Source organism: Micromonospora salmantinae, assembly GCF_022230905.1.
Classification (GTDB): domain Bacteria; phylum Actinomycetota; class Actinomycetes; order Mycobacteriales; family Micromonosporaceae; genus Micromonospora; species Micromonospora salmantinae.
In genome coordinates this window covers 348,519-367,669 of the sequence record NZ_JAKKFG010000045.1, presented here as the reverse complement: position 1 = coordinate 367,669, position 19,151 = coordinate 348,519, and the positions used below count along the sequence as shown (strand labels likewise).

The window sequence follows — 19,151 nt, the reverse complement described above, 5'->3', positions numbered from 1 at the left end:
GGCGCGGGCAGGCTCAACCGCATGATCACCGTTGAGAACCTCACCAAGCGATACGGGCCACACCCGGCCGTGGACGACGTGTCGTTCCAGTGCGAGCCGGGCACCGTCACCGGCTTCCTCGGCCCCAACGGCGCCGGCAAGTCGACCACCATGCGCATGATCTGCGGGCTGACCGCGCCGACCGCAGGCCGCGCCACCGTCTCGGGGCACCCGTACCGGGAACTGCCCAACCCGGGGCGGGAGGTCGGGGTGCTGCTGGACGCCTCCGCCCAGCACGCCGGGCGCACCGGCCGCGAGGCGTTGACGCTGTCCGCGTACACCATGGGTCTGGACCGGCGCGAGGTCGCCGCGAAGCTCGACCTGGTCGGGTTGAACGCGGTGGCCGCGAAGCGTCGGGTACGGGCGTACTCGTTGGGCATGCGCCAACGGCTCGGGCTGGCGCACGCGCTGCTCGGCGACCCCCGGGTGTTGATCCTCGACGAGCCGGCCAACGGCCTGGACCCGGAGGGGATCTTCTGGATGCGCGGCCTGCTGCGCGACTTCGCCGACCGGGGCGGCACCGTGCTGCTCTCCTCCCACCTGCTGCGCGAGGTGGAGGCGGTCGCGGACCGGCTGGTGGTTATCGGGGGCGGCCGGATCGTGGCCCAGGGCGACAAGAACGAGCTGCTGGCCGGCGGTGGCACCGTGGTCCGGGCCCGCGACGGCGCGGCGCTGCGCCGGGCGCTGGAGGTGGCCGACCTGAGCGCCGCCGACAGCTCGGAGGGGCTGCTCGTACAGGCCGACGCCGAGGCGGTCGGCCAGGCCGCCGCCGATGCCGGCGTCGCGTTGGCCGAGCTGCGCCCCGCCAGCGGCGGCGGCCTGGAACAGCTCTTCCTCACCCTGACCGCCGGCGAATCGACGAAGGAGGCCGTCCGATGACCACCACCACCGCGCCCGCTGCCGGCGCCGTAGCGCCCCGGCACCACACCCCGGTACGCCGACCGTCGCTGCTCCGCCTCACCGGCGTTGAACTGCGCAAACTCGTCGACACGCGGGCCGGCCGCTGGCTGTTGATCACCATCGGCCTGATCGCCGCCGTGGTCGTCACCCTTCAGTTGATCTACGCCGACGAGGCCGACCAGACGTTCGGCAACTTCTTCGTCCCCTCGCTGCTGCCGGTGGGCGTGCTACTGCCGGTGCTCGGCATCCTCTCGATCACCAGTGAGTGGTCGCAGCGGACCGCCCTCACCACGTACGCCCTGGTGCCCCGCCGGGAGCGGGTGGTGACCGCGAAGCTGGTCGCGGTCATGGTGGCGGCGCTCGGTTCGGTGCTGGCCAGCCTCGCCCTCGCCGCCGTCGGGACGCTGGTCGCCTCCGCCACCGGCGGCGCGGGCACCTGGCAGCTCGACGGCTCACTGATCCTGAACGCGGTGATCCTCCAGGTCACCGGCGTGCTGATGGGCGCCGCCTTCGGTCTGCTGCTGCTCAACCCGCCGCTCGCCATCGTCGGCTACTTCCTGCTGCCCACCGTCTGGGGAGTGCTGGGCGAGATGGTCCGGCCCCTGCGCGGCCCGTCCGAATGGCTGGACACCAGCAAGACCATGGAACCGCTGTTCAGCAGCGACGCGCTCAGCGGGGAGCAGTGGGGGCGGATCGTCGTGTCCCTGCTGGTCTGGATGGTCCTCCCGCTGGCCGCCGGCCTGTTCCGGACGATGCGCCGCGAGGTGTCCTGACCATGGACATGGCCAGCTACCGTCCGCGCACCGTGGTCAGCGGCGGCCCGCTGGAGCTGGCGGTCATGTGGGGTGGCTTCCCGCTGCTCGGCGCGGGCGCCGGATGGCTCCTCGCGGCGGCGACGGGCTGGCTCGCCCGGCTGCCCTGGGTGCCGTTCGGCGACCTGATCGAATGGTTGGACCGGCTGCCCGAGCCGCAGGCCACCGCCGCCACCATCGGGGTGGGCGTCCTGGCCGGTCTGGTCATCGCCGGGATCGGCACCGCCGAACGGTTGATCGTCACCGTCGACGGGGCGCAGGTCCAGCTGCGCCGCTCCGATGAGAACCGGACCATCGCCCGGGTCGACACCCGGGTGGTCTTCCTCGCCGACAAGCACCTGGTGCTGCTGGACGCCGACGGCGCGGAACTGGTCCGGGAGTCGACGGACCTGCCGGCCGCCCAACTGGCCGCGGCGTTCCGGGCGCACGGCTGGGGCTGGGCGGACGACGATCCGCACCGGTCGGCGTACCGGCTGTGGGTTCCGGACCTGCCCGGGTTGCCGGCCGGCGCGGACGCGCTGCTGCGGGCCCGGGATCGGGCCGTCGAGCGGGACCGCCGCGACGACGCCCGGGAGTTGCGCCGCGAGCTGGGCCAGATCGGGGTGGTGCTGCGCGACGAGGGCAAGCGGCAGTACTGGCGGTTGACCACCCGGGCCCTCGCCCCCGGGCCGGAGCGGCCCACTTCGGCCGAGCGGGAGCCGGACGGGCGGTAGCGTCTGTCCCAGCAGACCCTGGGAGCCGCGCCATGACCGAACAGCAGCCGTACCGGGTGGTGTCCCGACACCCCGGCTTCGAGCTGCGTCGGTACCCCGCCCACCTGGTGGCCGAGATGCAGATCCAGGCGTCGTTCACCCGGGCGCCGATCGAGGCGTTCCGGCCGCTGGCCGCGTACATCGGTGGCGCCAATCGGGCCCGGCACCCGATCGGCTCCGCCGCGCCGGCGATGGCGGCGGCCAGCGGCTCGGAGAAGATCGCCATGACCGCGCCGGTGGTGCAGATCGAGGGTGAGTGGCCGGGCGCGTACCTGATCCAGTTCGTCATGCCGGCCAGCTTCACCACCGCCACCCTGCCCGAGCCGGTGGACGCCCGGGTGCGGATCCGCGCGGTTCCCGGGCGGCTGGCGGCGGCGATGCGGTTCTCCGGGCGGTGGACGGAGCAGGCGTTCAGCCAGCGGGCCACGATGCTCGGCCGGTCGGTGACCGCGGCCGGGCTGCAACCGACCGGCGCGATCCGGTACGCGCGCTTCGACCCGCCGTGGAAGCCGTGGTTCCTGCGCCGAAACGAGGTAGTGCTGCCGGTCGTCGAGTGAGCTAGCGGAGCCGCCGACGGTCTTCGACGCTCGGCCGAGCCAGCAACACTGCCATACCCAGCCCGGAGAGCAGCCCGGCCAGGGAGACCAGCAGATCGGAGTCGGCGGCGTGGATCGGGCTGTTGCCGGCCAGCGCGGTGAACGTCGCGCCGATCGGCATCATGATCATCATGGGGATGGCCGTGGCCACCAGAAACACCAACGGGCCCACGAGCGCGACGAGCGCGGCCAGGGCGTGGTGCCACCAGATCGGCCGACCACCGGGCCAGTCCCACGCCAGCAGTGTGACCCCGGTGAGCAGCACCGCCCCGAGAGCGACCTCCGGCAGGAGGCGTGTGCCGGGCGCTGTGGCACGGACCAGCCCGACGCCGAGCAGAGCCACCACGGTGAGGCCGGCCGCCAGCCCGACGCGAACCCGGGTCCGCGTCGGAGCCGCCGCGAGCGCGGCACCGACGGCCAGTGCCACCAGCAGCGCCGCCGTGGCCAGGGCGCCCTGGTTCAGCTCCGGCTCCCGGTCGGTCGGTGACTCCATCGCTGCCGCCACCAGTGTCAGGACCCCGGCCACGCAGGCCGCCCCGGTCAGCACCCGCCGGTCGGTGGCCGGAGGCGTGCCGCGCTCCCGCCCCGACCACGTGTCAGGCTCCCGCGCTGGCGGGGTGCGGCGCTCCCACCACAGCAGAAGCGCCGCGACCACACCGAGCACGGCGCACCCGGCGACGGCGAGCAGCACCGTCGCGTCGGAGCCGATCGGGTCGGCCCGGTCGATCGCCACGTCGGCGGCGACCCAGCAGCCGCCCAGCACCACCGCCGGTCCGCTCCACCGCATCTGCCCCCGCCCGGCCAGCACCAACCCGAGCGGCACCGCCATGATCGCCATGAACCGCAGGTCGCGCGCCCAGTAGGCGTTGTTGCCCGGCAGGTGCTCCGACCACGGGCCGAGCGGCTCGGTCAGCGGTTGCCACGTGGTCATGCCGTACGCCCAGAGCACGACGGCGGCGGCGGAGAGGAGCAGCCCGACCGGGCGCGCGGATCGCATCCGTGGACGGTAGCGGCCCAACCGCCCGTGCGGGGGGCGCGGTCATCCGCCGACCGGTGACCGGGCGGGACGGTGGCGCAGCAGCCGCCACGTCGGCAACACACTGGACAGCACCGCGAGCAGCAGGCACAGGCCCACCACCCCGGCGACCACCGACCACGGCATCACCAGGTCGACGGGTGCGCCGACCTGCTCGGCGAGGCCGGCGCTGATGCTGAGCAGACCGACGAACGCGACAGCCCCACCCAGCAGCGCGCCGATCAGGACCACCAGTGCGGACTCCGCCGTGACCAGCCAGATGACCTGCCGTCGGGTCGCCCCGGCCATCCGGATCAGCCGCAGGTCCGCGGCGCGGCCGGCGGCGGCCAGCAGCAGCGTGTTGGCCACCGCGATGGCCCCGTAGCCGGCGGACACCCCGATCAGCAGCAGTGTGAAGAGCCAGACGAGGCGGTCCTCGGCGGCGTCCGCCTCGGCCGCCCAGCCCGGGACGTCGAGGATCCGCGCGCCGAGCGGTGGATCGACGCGGTCCCGGACGTACACGGTGGACGTCAGCGCAGACGGGTCGTGCGCCCGCACCACGGCCCGGGGCACGAGCAGATCGCCGGGGATCGAGGTGTCGTCGACCACGGCGACGACGCGCAACGACACCGTCGTCCCGTCGGCGAACACCACCGGGTACGGCTCGGACGGCAGCCGGTTCGCCGAGACGCCGACCACCACCGTGTCGTCACCCCTCAGGTCGTTCAGCGAACCGGCGACGACGGTGAGCACCCGGTTCGCGGCGGCGAAGCCCTCCGGGTCCACGCCGAGCGCGGTCATCGGCCGGTCCTGCGGCGACGTTCCGGGGTCTGTGCGGTAGACGGTGGTCGGCAGGAGCGCGGTGCCACCGGTGGCGGCGACGGCCCGGTCGGACAGGCCGGGTGCGCGGTCCGGCACGACGATCCAGCCTGCGTTCACGTTGTCCGCCCGACCCGCCGCGTACGCGGCGGTGCTGGTGCGCACCATCCCGGACACCAGTACCGCGAACGCGACAGTGAGCAGCACCGGCGCGGCGATGGCGGCGGTCCGCCGGGTTGCTGTCAACGCCCCGCCCCGGACCAGCATCCCGATCGCGCCACCGGGCCGACGCACCGGAGAACGCAAAAGCCACACCAGCGGCCCGACCACCACCGGGGCGAGCACTGTGGTGCCGGCAACCAGCGCCATCACCGCGTAGAGCGCGTACTGCGCCCCCACCCGCGCCTCGTCGGCGGTCGCCGTGCCCAGACTGAGAGCGGCCCCGGTCGCGAGGAGCAGCACTCCGGTGGCGCCGCGCAGCCGACCGATCGGTCGCTGTTCCACAGCGGCCTCGCGTAGCGCCTCCAACGGGCGGACCCGCGCCGCTCGGCGGGACGCCGACCAGACGGCCAGCAACGCGATCACCGGCCCGGCGGCGAGCGAGACCGCGACCGGCCAGAGTTCGTAGCGGACCCGGAAGGTCGACGGTTCGTAGCCGACGTCGACCAGCAGCCGACCCAGCAACGGGGCGAGCGCCGCGCCCACCAGCAGGCCGACGAGCCCTGCCGCTACGCCGACGGCGAGCGCCTCGGCGTAGACCATGCGGCGGACCTGGCGCCCGGTGGCGCCGACGGCGCGCAGCAGGCCCAGCTCACGGCGACGCTGCGCGATGGTGAACGCGAAGGTGGAGGCGACCACGAACACCGTGACGAAGCCGGCGAGGGCCGCCGTGGCGGTGAGCACCTGCATGCCGATCCACCGGGTACGGGCGTCGCCGCGCGGCTCCAACGCACCACGGGCGGCACCGGTGAGCACCCGTCCGTCGCCGCCGACGACTCCGCGAGCCGCCGTGGCGACCCGCTCGGGATCGGCGTCCGGCGCGAGCACCAGCCCGATGGCCCGCACACCGGGCGCGAGCGCGGCGGCGACCTCGTCCGCGACGTGGACGCCGGGTCCGTCGACCAGACCGGTGACTGTGTACGACTCCGGGCCCACAGCGGTCAGCAGGGTGACCGGTGCGCCGGCGCGCAGTCCGAGCGTGCTGTCGACGACCACCTCGCCGGGCCGGCGGGGTGGCTCGCCGGCCGTGAGGCGCAGCCCACCCAACTGGACGCTGGACCAGCCGTGCCCCTGGTAGGCGTCCTCCCGCCGGGTGTCGGCGACCGAGGGCCGGCCGTCGACGAGCGGCTGCGCGTAGAAGGTGCGGTCCGGCACCGCCGCCACCACGTCCGGCAGACCGGCCAGCCCGCCGACCAACTCCGCCGCCGTGGTGGCGGACCAGGGGCGGGTCGGCACGAACTCGTCAGCGGACGCACCCGCCTCGGGGCTCTGCACCACGATCGCCGCCCGCGCCAGCCGGTCCGGCACCTGCGGGCGGCCGGAAGCGAGCAGCAGGGTGGCCGCCGCGACCAGTGTGACCCCGATGGCGACTGCCACGAACGCGCTGGCCGATCGCCGGACGCTCAGCACGACGACTCCGCGACGGTCTCCCGCTCGGCGATCCGGGCGGCGACGGCGGCGGCGGTGATCGGGCCGGTCAGCTCGTCGACGACGCGGCCGTCGGCCAGCAGGAGGACCCGATCGGCGTACGCGGCGGCGGCGGGATCGTGGGTCACCATCACGACGGTCTGCCCGTGGTCGTCGACGAGCGCCCGCAGCAGCCGGAGCACCTGCCGGGAGGAGGCGCTGTCCAACGCCCCGGTCGGCTCGTCGGCGAAGACCACCGCCGGACGGGTGATCAACGCTCGGGCCACGGCGACGCGCTGCTGCTCCCCGCCGGACAGCTCACTCGGCCGGTGCCCGGCCCGGTCGGCGAGGCCGACGGCGTCGAGGGCTGCGGCGACGTCCCCGGCCGGCGGGCGGCGGCGGGCCAGGCGCGACGGCAACTCGACGTTCTGGGCGGCGGTCAGCGTGGACACGAGGTTGAACGCCTGGAAGACGAAGCCGATCCGGTCCCGCCGCAGCCGGGTCAGCTCGTCCTCACCGAGGTCGTTGAGGCTGGTGCCGTCGATCGTGACGGTCCCCTCGGTCGGGCGGTCCAGCCCCGCCGCGCAGTGCAGCAGGGTGGACTTCCCCGAGCCGGAGGGGCCCATCACCGCCGTGAACGTGCCGCTCGCGAAGGCGGTGGTCACGCCGTCGAGCGCCGTCACCCGCCGGGTTCCGGTGCCGTACACCGCGCGCAGCCCCGTCAGGGTCACCGTGTCTGTGGTCATGACCGTTACGGTGCCGAATGCCGGGGGTGCGGCGCGTCGTGCCGGGGCTGGCACTTTCCGCCCCTCCCCCGGGTGGAGTCGACGGCCCGCACGCGCCGGCACGTCGTCCTGCGGGATGACCACCCGCAGGCGGACGCGGCCGACCCGGCCGGCCGTTACCGTTCGACGGGTGACCGCTCTCCTGCTGACCCGACGGATGCGGCCGGTGGACCTGTACACCGTGGACGCCCTGCTGGCGGTGGCCGTCGGTGGGCTGCTCTGCCCGTACGCGGCGCTGGAGTCGCCGCTGCACGGCGGCGTACGCGAACCGCTGTGGGTGTCGGTGCTGGTCGGGATGGCCCTCGGGCTGCCGTTGGCCGTCCGGCGACGGTGGCCGATGGCGGTGGCCGTCGTGATCAGCTCGGTCGCCACCGTCGCCCTGATCACCGGGGTGATACCCAACTTCGCGGCCGCCGCGCCGGCGTTCGCCATCGGCCTGTCCTTCTACACGGTGGCCGTGGCGACGCCCACCCGCCGCTCGATGCTCTGCGCCGCCGGTTGTCTGGCGCTGGTGAGTGTCGGCCTGGTGCTGACCGCGGGCGACCTCTGGTCGCGGACCGGTGCGGTCGCCTACGCCGCCGTCATGGTCGCGCCGGCCTGGGTGATCGGTTGGCTGATCCGGGAGCGACGCGCCCTCGCCGCCCGGCAGAGTGATCAGCTGGTCCGTCAGGCCGCCACCGAGGAGCGGTTGCGGGTGGCGCGCGAGCTGCACGACGTGGTCGCGCACACGCTCAGTCTCATCGTGGTGAAGGCGGCCGTCGCCAATCACGTCGCCGAGGCCGACCCCCGCGAGGCGGGTGCCGCGCTCCGGGTCATCGAGGAGACCGGCCGCACCGCGCTGACCGACGTACGTCGGGTGCTCGGCGTGCTGCGCGAGGACAGCCCGTACGCGCCGACGCCCGGGCTGGACGAGTTGCCCCTGCTGGCCCGTCAGGCGGCGATCGGCGGCGTCGACGTGCGGCTCGACGTGCGGCGGGACGAGCCGGCCGGCGCGGTGCCGGAGTCGGTGGGCCTCGCCGTGTACCGGATCGTGCAGGAGGCGGTGACGAACGTGGTGAAGCACGCGGCGCCGGCCGCCTGCCGGGCCACGGTGACCGTCCTGCCCGACGAGGTGCGGGTGGAGGTGACCGACGACGGCCAGCGGCCGGTCCTGCTCGGCGGGGAGGGGCACGGGTTGATCGGCATGCGGGAACGGGTGGCGTTGCACGGCGGGGAGTTCCGCGCCGGCCCCCGCTCCGACGGTGGCTTCGCGGTGACGGCCAGCCTCCCCTACCGGGTGGCCGCGTGATCCGCGTGCTGATCGCCGACGACCAGGCGTTGCTGCGCGGCAGTTTCCGGCTGCTGGTCGATCTCAGCCCGGACTGCACCACTGTCGGTGAGGCGGGCACCGGCGTGGAGGCTGTCGCGTTGACCGAGCAGCACCGGCCGGACGTGGTGCTGATGGACGTCCGGATGCCGGAGATGGACGGCATCGAGGCGACCCGGCGGATCTGCGCCGACCCGGCGACGGCTGGCACCCGGGTCATCATCCTGACCACGTTTGACCTCGACGAGTACGTCTACGGGGCGCTGCGCGCCGGGGCCAGCGGGTTCCTGCTCAAGGACACCCCACCGGCGGACCTGCTGACCGGGATCCGGGTGGTCGCCGCCGGGGAGGGGCTGCTCGCGCCGACGGTGACCCGTCGGCTGATCGACGAGTTCGCCCGGCAGCCGGAGCCGACCCGGCCGCTGCCCCGGCAGCTCGACGGGGTGACCGATCGGGAGCGGGAGGTGCTCGCGCTGATCGCCCGGGGCCTGTCCAACGCGGAGTTGGCCGCGCACCTGAACCTCAGCCAGGCCACAGTCAAGACGCACGTGGGGCGGCTGCTGACCAAGCTGGCGGTACGCGACCGGGCCCAACTGGTCATCGTCGCGTACGAGACGGGCCTGGTGGGGCGGGGCGGCCCACGCTGAGCCGGTCGGTCCGCACCCGAGCAGCAGCCATCACCAGGTACTCCCGCAACTGGAAGTCGGTGCGGGCCCTGGCGGAGATGACCACCTCCTGACCGGGGTGGGGGCCGCGGCTCGGCGACCCCCACCGACGCTGCTCAGAAGTGGTACGCGGTCTCGTACTCGGGCACCAGCACGCGGCTGCGCGGCGAGATCCGGCGCACCGCCGCGATCATCTCGTTCAGGCGGGTTCGGTCGGTCGGGGCGACCGGCGGCGGGTTCTGCAACGCCGTCTCGAAGTTGTCGTAGTGCACCGGCACCACGACCTTCGGGTAGTCGAGGCCGGCCAGCAGCCGGGGCAGGTAGTCGCCCGTGGTGGTGGCGTTCTGCATGGCCACCATCGCCACGTCGGGCGCGAGGCCGGTGAGGTTCCGCTCGGCGACGTCGCTGGCCCCGGTGAAGTAGACCGATGGTCCGCCGTCGACCCGCAGCAGGTAGCCCAGCGTGTCGCCCTCCGGCAGGTCGGCGATGGTGGCCGGCTGCGGCGGCGGGCTCACCCGCACCCCGGGAAAGGCCACCGAGTACGACGGGTTGCGGCTGTGCAGCGAGCCGACCACCTCGACGCTGTGGTCCCCGAAGTCCAGCACCTCCCCACCCTTGACGGCGCTGAGCTGCGTCGACGGCAACCCGTAGGCCAACCCCAGGTGGTACGCGGTAAGCGTGCCGAACACCCGTGCGCCGGTGCGCTTGGCGATGTACGGCACGTCCATGAAGTGGTCCCAGTGGGTGTGCGTGACCAGCACCGTCGTGGCCCGGTCGACGCGCGGGTCGATCACGTCGGTGCGCACCGTCAACGCGGTGTCGGTCTTGAAGGCCCCGGTGAACAGCCCGGTGTCGATCCGGCTGAGGAACGGGTCGACGAGAAGGGTGCGGTCGCCGATGTCGGCGCGCCAGCCGGCCGTACCCCACCAGCGGAAGCTGACCGCGCCCTTGCGGCGAGCGGTCGGCGTGGGAGCGGCGGTCGAGGGCGCGGCCTGGGCCGGGGTGGCGACGCCGGCGGCGAGGCCACCGGCGGAGACCAGGGCGGTGGTGGCGGCGGCGTCGCGCAGGAAGCGTCGGCGGTCGAGACTGGGCATGCGGATTACTCCCCGTGGTCGGGTGATGTGTCGACCACGAGCCAACCAGCGGCACCCGGCCACGGTCCAAGATCAAGCGCCGTCGGCTTCGATACGCCGGCGGATATCGGTGCTGCTCAGCGGGGGTGTAGCGGCACCCGGAGGGTCGCAAAATCAGTCGCCGCGCAGCGCCTCGACGGCCGTCCGGGCGGCCTCCCCCATCGCCAGGTCCACGTCGATGCGGCGCGGGGTCAACCGTTCCGCGCGGGCGAAGACGGCGATCGCGTACCGGCCCCCGTCGGGGTATTCGGCGACCCCGGCCTCCAGGTGGAACCCGGGCAGGGTGCCGGTCTTTCCGGAGACCCGGACGCCGGGCGGAAAGCCGGCGGCCAGCCGGGTCCAGAAGATCTGCCGGGCCATCCAGGTGCGGACCATCGCGCAGGCCGCCGCCGGCCCGGCCTCGTCCCGCCAGATCAACGTGAGCAGCCGGGTGATCTCCCGGGCGGTGCTGGACGTGGTGTGCGCGGGGTCGAAGACCCGCATCGCCCGGACCCGCTCCGCCGGCAGCGTGGGGAAGATCCGGGCGAACTCCGCCTCGGTCCGGGCGCCCACGTCGGCGAGCATCATCTCGACCAGGTCCCGAGGGCCACCGAGGACGCGGGTACGGGTCAGCCCCAACTCGACGGCGAGCATCGGCAACAGGTCCGGGCCGACCCGGCGCAGCAGCAGGTCGGCTGCCGTGTTGTCGGTGACCGACATGGCGAAGTACGCGAGGTCGCGCAGCGACACCTCGGCGTCGTCGTCGCAGCCGGCCAGACCCCACCCACCGAGCCGGTCGGCGGCGGTGACCACCACCCGCTCGGTCGGGTCCACCTGACCGGCCTCCACCTGCCGGGCGAACTCCAACACCAACAGGATCTTGAAGATCGAGGCGATCACCACCTGCTCGTCGGCCCGCACCCCGACCTCACGAGCGCCATCGACCGGTCCGCCGCCCTCGACGGCGCTCAGGTCGACGGCGTCCAGGTCCACGACGTGCAGGCTGGCTGTCACCCCGACGGCGGCGAAGATGGCCTCGATCCGTTCCTCCACGTCCACGCCAGCACGGTATCCAGCGCCGCAGTGGTCGCGCTGGCGTAGGGTCCCGGCCGTGGATCTGCTCCGGCACCTGCGGCACTTCGTGGTGGTAGCACGCGAACTGCACTTCGGGCGGGCCGCGGAGCTGCTCGGGATGGCCCAGCCGCCGCTGAGCCAGTCGATCCAGCGACTGGAACGGGAGCTGACTGTCGAGCTGTTCGACAGGTCCCGCCGCCAGGTACGCCTCACCACCGCCGGTGAGCTGCTGCTCGGCGAGGCGGAGGAGCTGCTCGCCGGCGAGGGTCGACTCCGCAGCCTGATGGGGCAGATCCGCGCCGGTGAGCTGGGCGTACTCCGGGCCGGGGTGCCACCGGAGACGCCCGCCGTGACGCTGCGTTCGCTGCTGGACGGGCTCGCCACCCGGGCACCCGGCCTGGACGTGGAGCTGCACGAGCTGACCACTGCCGAGCAGGTGCGGATGCTCACCGAGCGGACCCTGGACGTGGGGCTCGTACATCACCCGGTGGCGGCAGACGGGCTGCGCTTCGGCGCCCCGGTCGACGTACCCCTGGGGGTGCTGCTGCCGCGGACCTCCCCGCTGGCCCGCGGCCGTGAGGTGACGCTCGCGTCGCTGGCCGGTCTGGATCTGGTGGCCGCTCCCCGCGCCACCGCCCCCGGCTGGCACGACCACCTGCTGGCGGTGTGCCGGCAGCACGGGTGGCGCCCGGCCCGGGTGCGTCCGGCCCGCAACCCGGAGTTCCTGTGCGGGCTGGTGTTGGCCGGCGGCGGGGTGGCCGTGGAACCGGCGGCGGTGGCCCGCCGGGAACCCCGGATGGCCTGGCGGCCGATCAGCGACGCGCCGCTGGCCAAGCGCACCTCGGCGGCCTGGCCGGACCGGTCGGCGCACCCGGCGGCGGCGATGTTCGGCCAACTCGCCGCGGAGGTGCTGGCCGACGCCGAGCCCACAGCGCCCGCGCCGGCCGCGACGTCGGTGCCGGCGGCACGGCCGTGGCCGGTGCTGTTCGACACGACCGGGTGAACCGACCGGCCGTTGCCTCCGTCACCCCGATTGGGCGGTGGATCGTCCACCCACCCGGGTATGGATGACAGGAAACGAAGACGCGAAGGAGCCGCAGTGGCAATCACGATTCCCGACATCAGCCTGAACGACGGCACCACCATTCCGCAGCTCGGCTTCGGGGTGTTCCAGATCGAGCCGAAGGACACCGTCGCGGCGGTGACCACTGCGTTCGAGGTGGGCTACCGGCACATCGACACCGCTGAGATGTACGGCAACGAGGCCGAGGTCGGCGAGGCGGTACGCGTGTCCGGCCTCGACCGGGGTTCGGTCTATGTGACCAGCAAGCTGAACAACGGCTTCCACCGCCCCGACGACACCCGCAGGGCGTTCGACTCGACGCTCGCGGCGCTGAAGATGGACTACATCGACCTGTTCCTGATCCACTGGCCGCTGCCGACCCTGTACGACGGCGACTACGTCTCGACCTGGAAGGTGCTGGAGGAGTTCCAGCGCGACGGCCGGGCCCGCTCGATCGGCGTGTCCAACTTCCAGGTGTCGCACCTGCAGCGGCTGGCCGCCGAGGCGAGCGTCGTGCCGGCGGTCAACCAGATCGAGGCGCACCCGTACTTCACAAACGACGAGGTCCGCGCCTACGGCCGTGAGCACAACATCCTCACCGAGGCGTGGTCGCCGATCGCGCAGGGCAAGGTTCTCGACGACCCGACGGTCGTCGACATCGCCGAGCAGCTCGACCGGACCCCGGCGCAGGTGGTGCTCCGCTGGCACGTGCAGCGCGGCGACATCATCTTCCCGAAGTCGACCACCCCGAAGCGGATCGAGGAGAACACCCGGATCTTCGACTTCGAGTTGGACGACGCGGCGATGGAGCGGATCACCGTGCTGGACAAGGGCGAGGCCGGCCGGCAGGGCCCGAACCCGGACACCTTCGCCTACCTGCCCAGCTGACCTGAGCCGCCGAGGGGCGGGCGCCACCGCGGTGACGCCCGCCCTCCCCCCGGGTGACGACCCCCTGGTCAGATCCGGCCCACGGAGTCCTGGTTCTGCAGCACCAGCCACCGGCCGTGCTGGTAGGTATAGCTGACCCCGATCAGCAGCGGCACCCTGGTGCCGGTGGCCGGCACCGCGTAGACGGAGTCGAACAGCACGAACCCGGTCCGGCAGCCCACCACGGTCTGCTTCGCCACACTGAACGACTGGGTCCAGGAATCGTCGGCGAAGAACCCGCGCAGCCAGTCCACTGTGGCCCGTTTGCCGTCGAGCACCTCCCCGTCGGAGGCGAAGACGGAGGTGACCTCGGGGTGCAGCAGCGCGGCGAAGCCGTCCAGGTCGCGCCGGGCGGTGGTCTCCACGTACGCCCGGACGGCGCGGTCGAAGGCGCGCTCGCAGCCGCGGGCCGCCGCGTCCCCGGTTGTGGTGTCGCCCGGACCGGGGGTGGCGGCCGACACCGCTGCCGGAGCGGCGGCGAGCAGGCCGGCGGTGAGCCCGAGCAGGGCGATCGTGCGGCCGAGCCGGCCGGCGGGACGGGCGGAGGCGGATGGACGCATCGGGTTCTCCTTCGGACGAGTGGTTGTGCCGTCGCAGCAAACCGGCCCGCCCCGCGGTCGGCCAGTGATTCGAACCAGCTCGAATGCCGACAGCACATCGATGCCACCGCTTGTACGATCCGCGTTGTGATGGTCGCGCACCTGGACGGTTCGAGCCTCGCCCGGCTCCGGTTGGCGATCTCGCCGGCCTGGGAGGTGACGTCCTGGCTGCGGGCCGCGCTCTCGCGGTTCGGGCATCCGGTGCACGGCGATCCCGGTCCGGCCGCCCGCGCCGCGCTGCGGCACCCCGACGTGGCTCTGGTCGCGGAGCTGGTGACGCCGCCCGGCCGGCTCGGCTACACGCCGGACCTGCTCACGCCGAAGCCGCCGCTGGGTCCGCTCGACGCGGCCTTCGAGCAGCAGTTGGCGGCCACGGCCGCAACGCCCGCCGACGAGGTGGCGGCGCAGGTGAACGAGCGGTTTCCGGCGGGCGGGATCCCGGCGCGGGTCCGCGCGGCGGTCGAGGACGGCACCCTCGCCCGGCGGGTCACCGATGGGCTGCGGCACTTCTGGCAGACCTCGCTCGCCGAGCAGTGGCCGGCGGTGCGGGCCACGCTGGAGGCCGAGCTGGCCGTGCGAGCCACCGCGATGGCCACCGCCGGAGTGGGCAGCATGCTGAACGGCCTGCACCCGAAGGTCGGCTGGACCGGCAGGTCGCTGACCATCGACAGCTCGTACCGGATCACCACGGCGCTGACCGGCGCGGAGCTGGTGCTCGCGCCGTCGGCGCTGGCCTGGCCCCAGCTCTCCACCCAGCTGTGCGACGAGGGCAACGCCGTGCTGGTCTACCCGGTCGGTGCCGGGCCGACAGTCCAGCGCAGGGCGGATCGGCTCGGTGACCTGGTCGGTGCGAGCCGGGCGGCGATCCTGGCGGACCTGGACGTGCCCCGGTCCACCGGGCAGCTCAGCGAGCGGCACCGGCTGGCCCCGGCCACCATCTCCTACCACCTGGGGGTGCTGCTGCGCTCCGGTCTGGTGGTGCGCACCAGGGAGCGGCACAGCGTGCTCTACCGGCGGTCCGACGACGGGGACGGGCTGGTCGGCTGCCGGCCAGGTCAGGGCGCGACGCGCTCGGCGAGCCGGCGGAACACCGCCTGAGTGGGCGAGCCGGGCTCGGGGACGTAGACGATCATTCGCTGGTCGGTCTCCGGAACGTGCAGCACCCGGCACTCGAACTCCAACGACCCCAGCTCGGGATGCGGCACCCGCTTGACGATGGGGCGGCGCTCCTCGACATCATGCTCCGCCCAGAGCCGCGCGAACCGGGGCGAGGTACCGAGCAGCTCGGTGACCAGCTCGCGGATCGCCGGGTCGGCCGGGTAACGGCCGTAGGCGGCCCGCAGGTCCGCCACCGTGCTACGGACGAAGCAGATGGTCTCGGCGTCGGTCCAGTGGCTGTCGGTCGCCGGATGCCGGAAGGTCCAGCGGATCATGTTGCGGTCCGCGTCCGGCACGGCCGAGAGGTCGCCCATGAAGTACGTGGCCAGCCGGTTCCAGGCCAGCACCTGGTACGCGGCGTCGACGAGGTACGCCGGAGTCTCGGTCATCGCGTCGATCAGGTGCCGCAGCCCGGGGGTCACCTCCCGGCTCGGCCCGCCGGCCGGCAGCGGATTCTCCCCGGCGATCCGGAACAGATACTCGCGCTCGTCCCGACTCAACAGCAGCGCCCGGGCCATCGCGGCGAGCACCTGCCGGGACGGGTGCGGTCCGCGGCCCTGCTCCAGCCGGATGTAGTAGTCGATCGACATGCCGGCGAGCTGGGCGACCTCCTGCCGGCGCAGCCCCGGGGTGCGTCGGCGTCCACCCTCGGGGAGCCCGACCTCGGCGGGGCGCAGCCGGGCGCGGCGGGTACGCAGGAACGCCGCCAGTTCGTCACGCCGCAGGCCGCTGCTCGTCATGCCCCCAGCATGCCCCGGGCCGGGCCGGCGAGGGTGGTACCGCCGGTCCCAGCCTCGGCCCGTCTCTCCCCGGGCGCGGCCAGCCCGGCGAGGCTCGACGGCATGACGAACATGATCGCCCTGATCACCGGGGCCAACAAGGGAATCGGCTTCGCCACCGCCCGGCAGCTCGGCGCCCTCGGGATGACAGTGCTGGTGGGCGCCCGGGACGCCGAGCGGGGTCGAGCAGCCGAACGGGAACTGCGCGACGGCGGCGCGGACGCGGTGTTCCTGTCGCTCGATGTCACCGATGCCGAGTCGGTGACGGCCGCCGCGAAGCGGGTGGAGGCGGAGTACGGCCGGCTGGACGTGCTGGTCAACAACGCCGGCATCATCCTCGCCGACGGTGCGCGAGGGCTGCCCAGCGACACGACAGTGGCGACGCTGCGCCGGCTGTACGAGACGAACGTCTTCGGCGTGGTGGCGGTGACCAACGCGCTGCTGCCGCTGCTACGCCGGGCACCGGCCGCCCGAATCGTCAACGTGTCGAGCGAGGTCGGCTCGATCGCGGTGATGACCGACCCGAACGGCGCGCTGTTCGAGCTGACCTCCGTGCCCTACCCGTCGTCGAAGGCGGCGCTGAACATGCTCACCGCGATGTACGCCAAGGAACTGCGGGACACCCCGATCACTGTGAACGCCGCGAACCCGGGCTACTGCGCCACCGACCTGAACGCCAACAGCGGCTTCCGCACGGCCGAGCAGGGCGCCGAGGTGAGCGTGCACCTGGCGACCCTGCCGGCCGACGGGCCGAGCGGGCTGCTCTGGGGCTTCCAGATGGACGCCGGCGGTGGGTACGGCGTGCTGCCCTGGTGACCTGAGCGCTTGACCTGGAGTGCGCTCCAGCCGGCAGGGTGACCTGTGCGCCCACCGGTAGGGCGCACGAGAGGAGATCCCCATGCGGTACCGCACGATCGGCGCCGACCCGGCGACCCGGCGCGACGTCAGCGTGCTCAGCCTCGGCGCGATGCTCTTCGGCAGCGCCACCGACGAGGCCACCTCGTACGCGATCCTCGACCGGTACGTCGAGGCCGGCGGCACGTTCATCGACACGTCGGACAACTACGCGTTCTGGGTGGACGGCGGCCAGGGCGGGCAGAGCGAGGAGCTGCTCGGCCGGTGGCGGCACAGCCGGGGCGTCGGCGCCGAGATCGTCATCGCCACCAAACTGGGCGCCCGACCGCTGGCCCCGGGGACCAGCTACCTGGACAACGCCGAGGGCCTCTCCGCCAAGGTGATCCGCGAGTCCGCGGAGCGCAGCCGGGAACGGCTCGGGGTGCAGCGGCTGGACCTGCTCTACGCCCACATCGAGGACCGGACCGTGCCGCTCCAGGAGACCGTGGAGGGCTTCGCCGAGCTGGTCGCCGAGGGCACCGTGGGTCTGCTGGGCGCCAGCAACCACCGGGCCTGGCGGGTGGAGCGGGCCCGCGCGTTGGCCGCCGCCGCCGGCCTGCCGGGGTACGAGGTGCTCCAGTACCACCGCAGTTACCTGCCGAACCGCACCGACCTGATCAGCGAACTGGACCCGGACGGCGAGCCGGGCGGCGTCAGCGGTGACCTGCTCAGCTACCTGCGTGCCGAGCCCGAGCTGACCCTGGTCGCGTACTCGCCGCTGCTCAAGGGGGCGTTCACCCGGGCGGACAAGCCGCTCAGCTCGGCGTACGACCTGCCGAGCGCGCCACGGCGACTGGCCGCGCTGCGGGAGGTGGCCGGGCAGAGCGGCGCGACTGTCAACCAGGTGGTGCTCGCCTGGTTGCTGGGCGGTGAGCTGCCGTCCATCCCGCTGGTGGGCGCCTCGTCGGTGGCGCAACTGGAGGAGAGCCTGGCAGCGGTCGACCTGGAGCTGACCGCCGAGCAACGGCACCGCCTCGACACCACCTGGTGACCTGTCGCCGGCCGCCCCGCCGACCTCAGCTCACTGTCGGTGGGGCGGTCAGGTCGAGCTGCCAGTCGTTGGCGCGCATCATCTGCCCCGGCGGGTATTCGAAACCGGTCTCGCCGAGCAGCGTGAAGCCTGCCTTACGGCACACCGCGTTCGAGGCGGGATTGTCGACTGAGGGGTAGGCGTGGGCGTGGTGCCGGTCCCGTCGGGCGCGCGCCACGTCCACCACCGCGCGCACCGCCGCGGTCGCCAGCCCCTGCCCCCGGTACGCGGGCAGCACCGCCCAGCCCAGCTCGTACACCGGCTGGTCACGCCACTCGCGGGCCCAGTAGCCGACGCTGCCCGCCCGCACCCCGTCCGGCAGCACCATCGTGAACATGCAGCCCTGCTCGGTGCCGGAGAAGTGCACGTACCGGTCGTGCCGGGCGAGCACCTGCTCGTCGGTCTCCGGGCCGCCGGTGTGCTTGCGGGTGTCCGGTGAGTTGAGCTGCCGCAGCAGGTCGAGGTCGTCCTCGTGCCACGGCTCGATGCGTACCTGTGCCATCGCGCCCCCGTTCGTCGACCCCCAGTCAAGCCGATCCCACCGACATTTCGCCCCGAACCGCGCCCGCTAGATCGGATCTAGCGGGCGCGTGTCGTCACCTCGCGCCTTCATCGTGGAAGGGGGGTGGGCCATGGCACCGTTGCGGATCGCCGTGATCGTCGGCAGCACCCGGGAGGGACGGGTCGGCGACCGGCTGGCGCACTGGTTCGTCGAGCACGCCGCGCGGCACGACGACCTGGCGGTGACTGTCGTTGACCTGACCGAGTACGACTTCCCGGCCAGCTACCCCGCCGAGCCGACCGCGTCCATCCGGGCGTTCGTCCGCGAGGTGGGCCGCGCGGACGCGTTCGTCGTGGTCACCCCCGAGTACAACCACAGCTTCCCGGCACCCTTGAAACAAGCCATCGACTACGCGTACGACGAGTGGCAGGCCAAAGCGGTCGGCTTCGTGTCGTACGGCTGTCGGTCCACCGGCCTGCACGCGGTCGACCAGCTACGTACCGTCTTCACCGCACTGCACGCGACGACGGTGCGCGACGTCGTCGGGATCGACCTGCTCGCCGGCGAGCCGACCGCCCAGTGCACCGACGAGCTGCAACGCGACGTCGGCGTCCTGCTCGACCAGCTGCGCTGGTGGGGGCTGGCACTGCGCGACGGCCGGGCGGCTCGACCCTACGTTTCCTGAACACGTCCAACAC

20 protein-coding genes are annotated in these 19,151 nt (G+C 73.3%); 12 read left to right on the top strand and 8 right to left on the bottom strand.

Going from position 1 to position 19,151, the window contains the following annotated elements; translation table 11 throughout:
- Nucleotides 1-21 precede the first annotated feature (21 nt).
- Genes PSH03_RS30630 through PSH03_RS30615 form a run of 4 tightly spaced genes read left to right on the top strand, consistent with a single transcriptional unit; the run spans nt 22 to nt 3,060 of the window.
- A complete protein-coding gene (locus tag PSH03_RS30630) occupies nt 22-918 on the top strand; it encodes an ABC transporter ATP-binding protein (protein ID WP_238691157.1) in 897 nt (298 codons plus the stop codon).
- Nucleotides 915-1,712, top strand: a complete 798-nt coding sequence (locus PSH03_RS30625; RefSeq protein WP_238691156.1) for an ABC-2 transporter permease — start codon at nt 915-917, stop codon at nt 1,710-1,712. The genes PSH03_RS30630 and PSH03_RS30625 overlap by 4 nt, the downstream gene beginning before the upstream one ends.
- Before the next feature lie 2 nt (nt 1,713-1,714).
- A complete protein-coding gene (locus PSH03_RS30620) occupies nt 1,715-2,464 on the top strand; it encodes a YqeB family protein (RefSeq protein ID WP_238691155.1) in 750 nt (249 codons plus the stop codon).
- Between the two features lie 32 nt (nt 2,465-2,496).
- Nucleotides 2,497-3,060 carry an SOUL family heme-binding protein gene (locus PSH03_RS30615; protein ID WP_238691154.1) on the top strand — a complete coding sequence of 188 codons (564 nt, stop codon included), beginning with the start codon at nt 2,497-2,499 and terminating at the stop codon, nt 3,058-3,060.
- Nucleotide 3,061: 1 nt separating this feature from the next.
- On the opposite strand, the gene PSH03_RS30610 is transcribed toward PSH03_RS30615, so the two are convergent.
- The 3 genes from PSH03_RS30610 to PSH03_RS30600 are packed head-to-tail and all read right to left on the bottom strand — an operon-like array spanning nt 3,062 to nt 7,305.
- Nucleotides 3,062-4,096, bottom strand: coding sequence for a hypothetical protein (locus tag PSH03_RS30610; RefSeq protein ID WP_238691153.1), 1,035 nt, complete (start codon nt 4,094-4,096; stop codon nt 3,062-3,064).
- A 42-nt stretch (nt 4,097-4,138) separates the two neighbouring features.
- The gene (locus PSH03_RS30605; protein WP_238691152.1) at nt 4,139-6,562 is read right to left on the bottom strand and encodes an ABC transporter permease; all 2,424 of its coding nucleotides are present in this window, start codon (nt 6,560-6,562) and stop codon (nt 4,139-4,141) included.
- Complete coding sequence (locus PSH03_RS30600) at nt 6,556-7,305, bottom strand: ABC transporter ATP-binding protein (RefSeq protein WP_238691151.1); 750 nt, start codon at nt 7,303-7,305, stop codon at nt 6,556-6,558. Before PSH03_RS30600 ends, PSH03_RS30605 begins: the two co-directional genes overlap by 7 nt.
- Before the next feature lie 169 nt (nt 7,306-7,474).
- On the opposite strand from PSH03_RS30600, the gene PSH03_RS30595 reads away from it, so the two are divergent.
- Both PSH03_RS30595 and PSH03_RS30590 read left to right on the top strand, forming a co-directional pair.
- Complete coding sequence (locus tag PSH03_RS30595; protein WP_238691150.1) at nt 7,475-8,632, top strand: sensor histidine kinase; 1,158 nt, start codon at nt 7,475-7,477, stop codon at nt 8,630-8,632.
- The gene (locus PSH03_RS30590; RefSeq protein ID WP_238691149.1) at nt 8,629-9,297 is read left to right on the top strand and encodes a response regulator; all 669 of its coding nucleotides are present in this window, start codon (nt 8,629-8,631) and stop codon (nt 9,295-9,297) included. Before PSH03_RS30595 ends, PSH03_RS30590 begins: the two co-directional genes overlap by 4 nt.
- 134 nt (nt 9,298-9,431) lie before the next feature.
- On the opposite strand, the gene PSH03_RS30585 is transcribed toward PSH03_RS30590, so the two are convergent.
- Entirely contained in the window at nt 9,432-10,409 is a 978-nt protein-coding gene (locus tag PSH03_RS30585; RefSeq protein WP_238691148.1) for an MBL fold metallo-hydrolase, read from the bottom strand.
- Nucleotides 10,410-10,562: 153 nt separating this feature from the next.
- The gene (locus PSH03_RS30580; RefSeq protein ID WP_238691147.1) at nt 10,563-11,486 is read right to left on the bottom strand and encodes a serine hydrolase; all 924 of its coding nucleotides are present in this window, start codon (nt 11,484-11,486) and stop codon (nt 10,563-10,565) included.
- A gap of 52 nt (nt 11,487-11,538) precedes the next feature.
- Here PSH03_RS30580 and PSH03_RS30575 point away from each other — a divergent pair, with 52 nt between their 5' ends.
- Together PSH03_RS30575 and PSH03_RS30570 are read left to right on the top strand one after the other, a co-directional pair.
- Complete coding sequence (locus PSH03_RS30575) at nt 11,539-12,504, top strand: LysR family transcriptional regulator (RefSeq protein ID WP_238691146.1); 966 nt, start codon at nt 11,539-11,541, stop codon at nt 12,502-12,504.
- A 96-nt stretch (nt 12,505-12,600) separates the two neighbouring features.
- Nucleotides 12,601-13,452, top strand: a complete 852-nt coding sequence (locus tag PSH03_RS30570) for an aldo/keto reductase (RefSeq protein WP_238691145.1) — start codon at nt 12,601-12,603, stop codon at nt 13,450-13,452.
- Nucleotides 13,453-13,520: 68 nt separating this feature from the next.
- On the opposite strand, the gene PSH03_RS30565 is transcribed toward PSH03_RS30570, so the two are convergent.
- Nucleotides 13,521-14,051, bottom strand: a complete 531-nt coding sequence (locus PSH03_RS30565) for a nuclear transport factor 2 family protein (RefSeq protein WP_238691144.1) — start codon at nt 14,049-14,051, stop codon at nt 13,521-13,523.
- Between the two features lie 129 nt (nt 14,052-14,180).
- On the opposite strand from PSH03_RS30565, the gene PSH03_RS30560 reads away from it, so the two are divergent.
- Nucleotides 14,181-15,188, top strand: a complete 1,008-nt coding sequence (locus PSH03_RS30560; RefSeq protein ID WP_238691333.1) for an ArsR/SmtB family transcription factor — start codon at nt 14,181-14,183, stop codon at nt 15,186-15,188.
- Here PSH03_RS30560 and PSH03_RS30555 read toward each other — a convergent pair.
- Nucleotides 15,146-15,988 carry a helix-turn-helix transcriptional regulator gene (locus PSH03_RS30555; RefSeq protein ID WP_238691143.1) on the bottom strand — a complete coding sequence of 281 codons (843 nt, stop codon included), beginning with the start codon at nt 15,986-15,988 and terminating at the stop codon, nt 15,146-15,148. The two genes, PSH03_RS30560 and PSH03_RS30555, sit on opposite strands and share 43 nt — an antisense overlap.
- A gap of 102 nt (nt 15,989-16,090) precedes the next feature.
- Between PSH03_RS30555 and PSH03_RS30550 the strand changes: the two genes are divergently transcribed.
- Nucleotides 16,091-16,843, top strand: coding sequence for an SDR family oxidoreductase (locus tag PSH03_RS30550; protein WP_210786841.1), 753 nt, complete (start codon nt 16,091-16,093; stop codon nt 16,841-16,843).
- 82 nt (nt 16,844-16,925) lie between these two features.
- The gene (locus tag PSH03_RS30545; protein ID WP_238691142.1) at nt 16,926-17,912 is read left to right on the top strand and encodes an aldo/keto reductase; all 987 of its coding nucleotides are present in this window, start codon (nt 16,926-16,928) and stop codon (nt 17,910-17,912) included.
- Between the two features lie 25 nt (nt 17,913-17,937).
- On the opposite strand, the gene PSH03_RS30540 is transcribed toward PSH03_RS30545, so the two are convergent.
- Nucleotides 17,938-18,453, bottom strand: coding sequence for a GNAT family N-acetyltransferase (locus PSH03_RS30540; protein WP_210786837.1), 516 nt, complete (start codon nt 18,451-18,453; stop codon nt 17,938-17,940).
- Between the two features lie 130 nt (nt 18,454-18,583).
- Here PSH03_RS30540 and PSH03_RS30535 point away from each other — a divergent pair, with 130 nt between their 5' ends.
- On the top strand, nt 18,584-19,138 hold the full coding sequence (locus PSH03_RS30535) for an NADPH-dependent FMN reductase (RefSeq protein WP_238691141.1): 555 nt from the start codon (nt 18,584-18,586) through the stop codon (nt 19,136-19,138).
- Nucleotides 19,139-19,151: the final 13 nt, after the last annotated feature.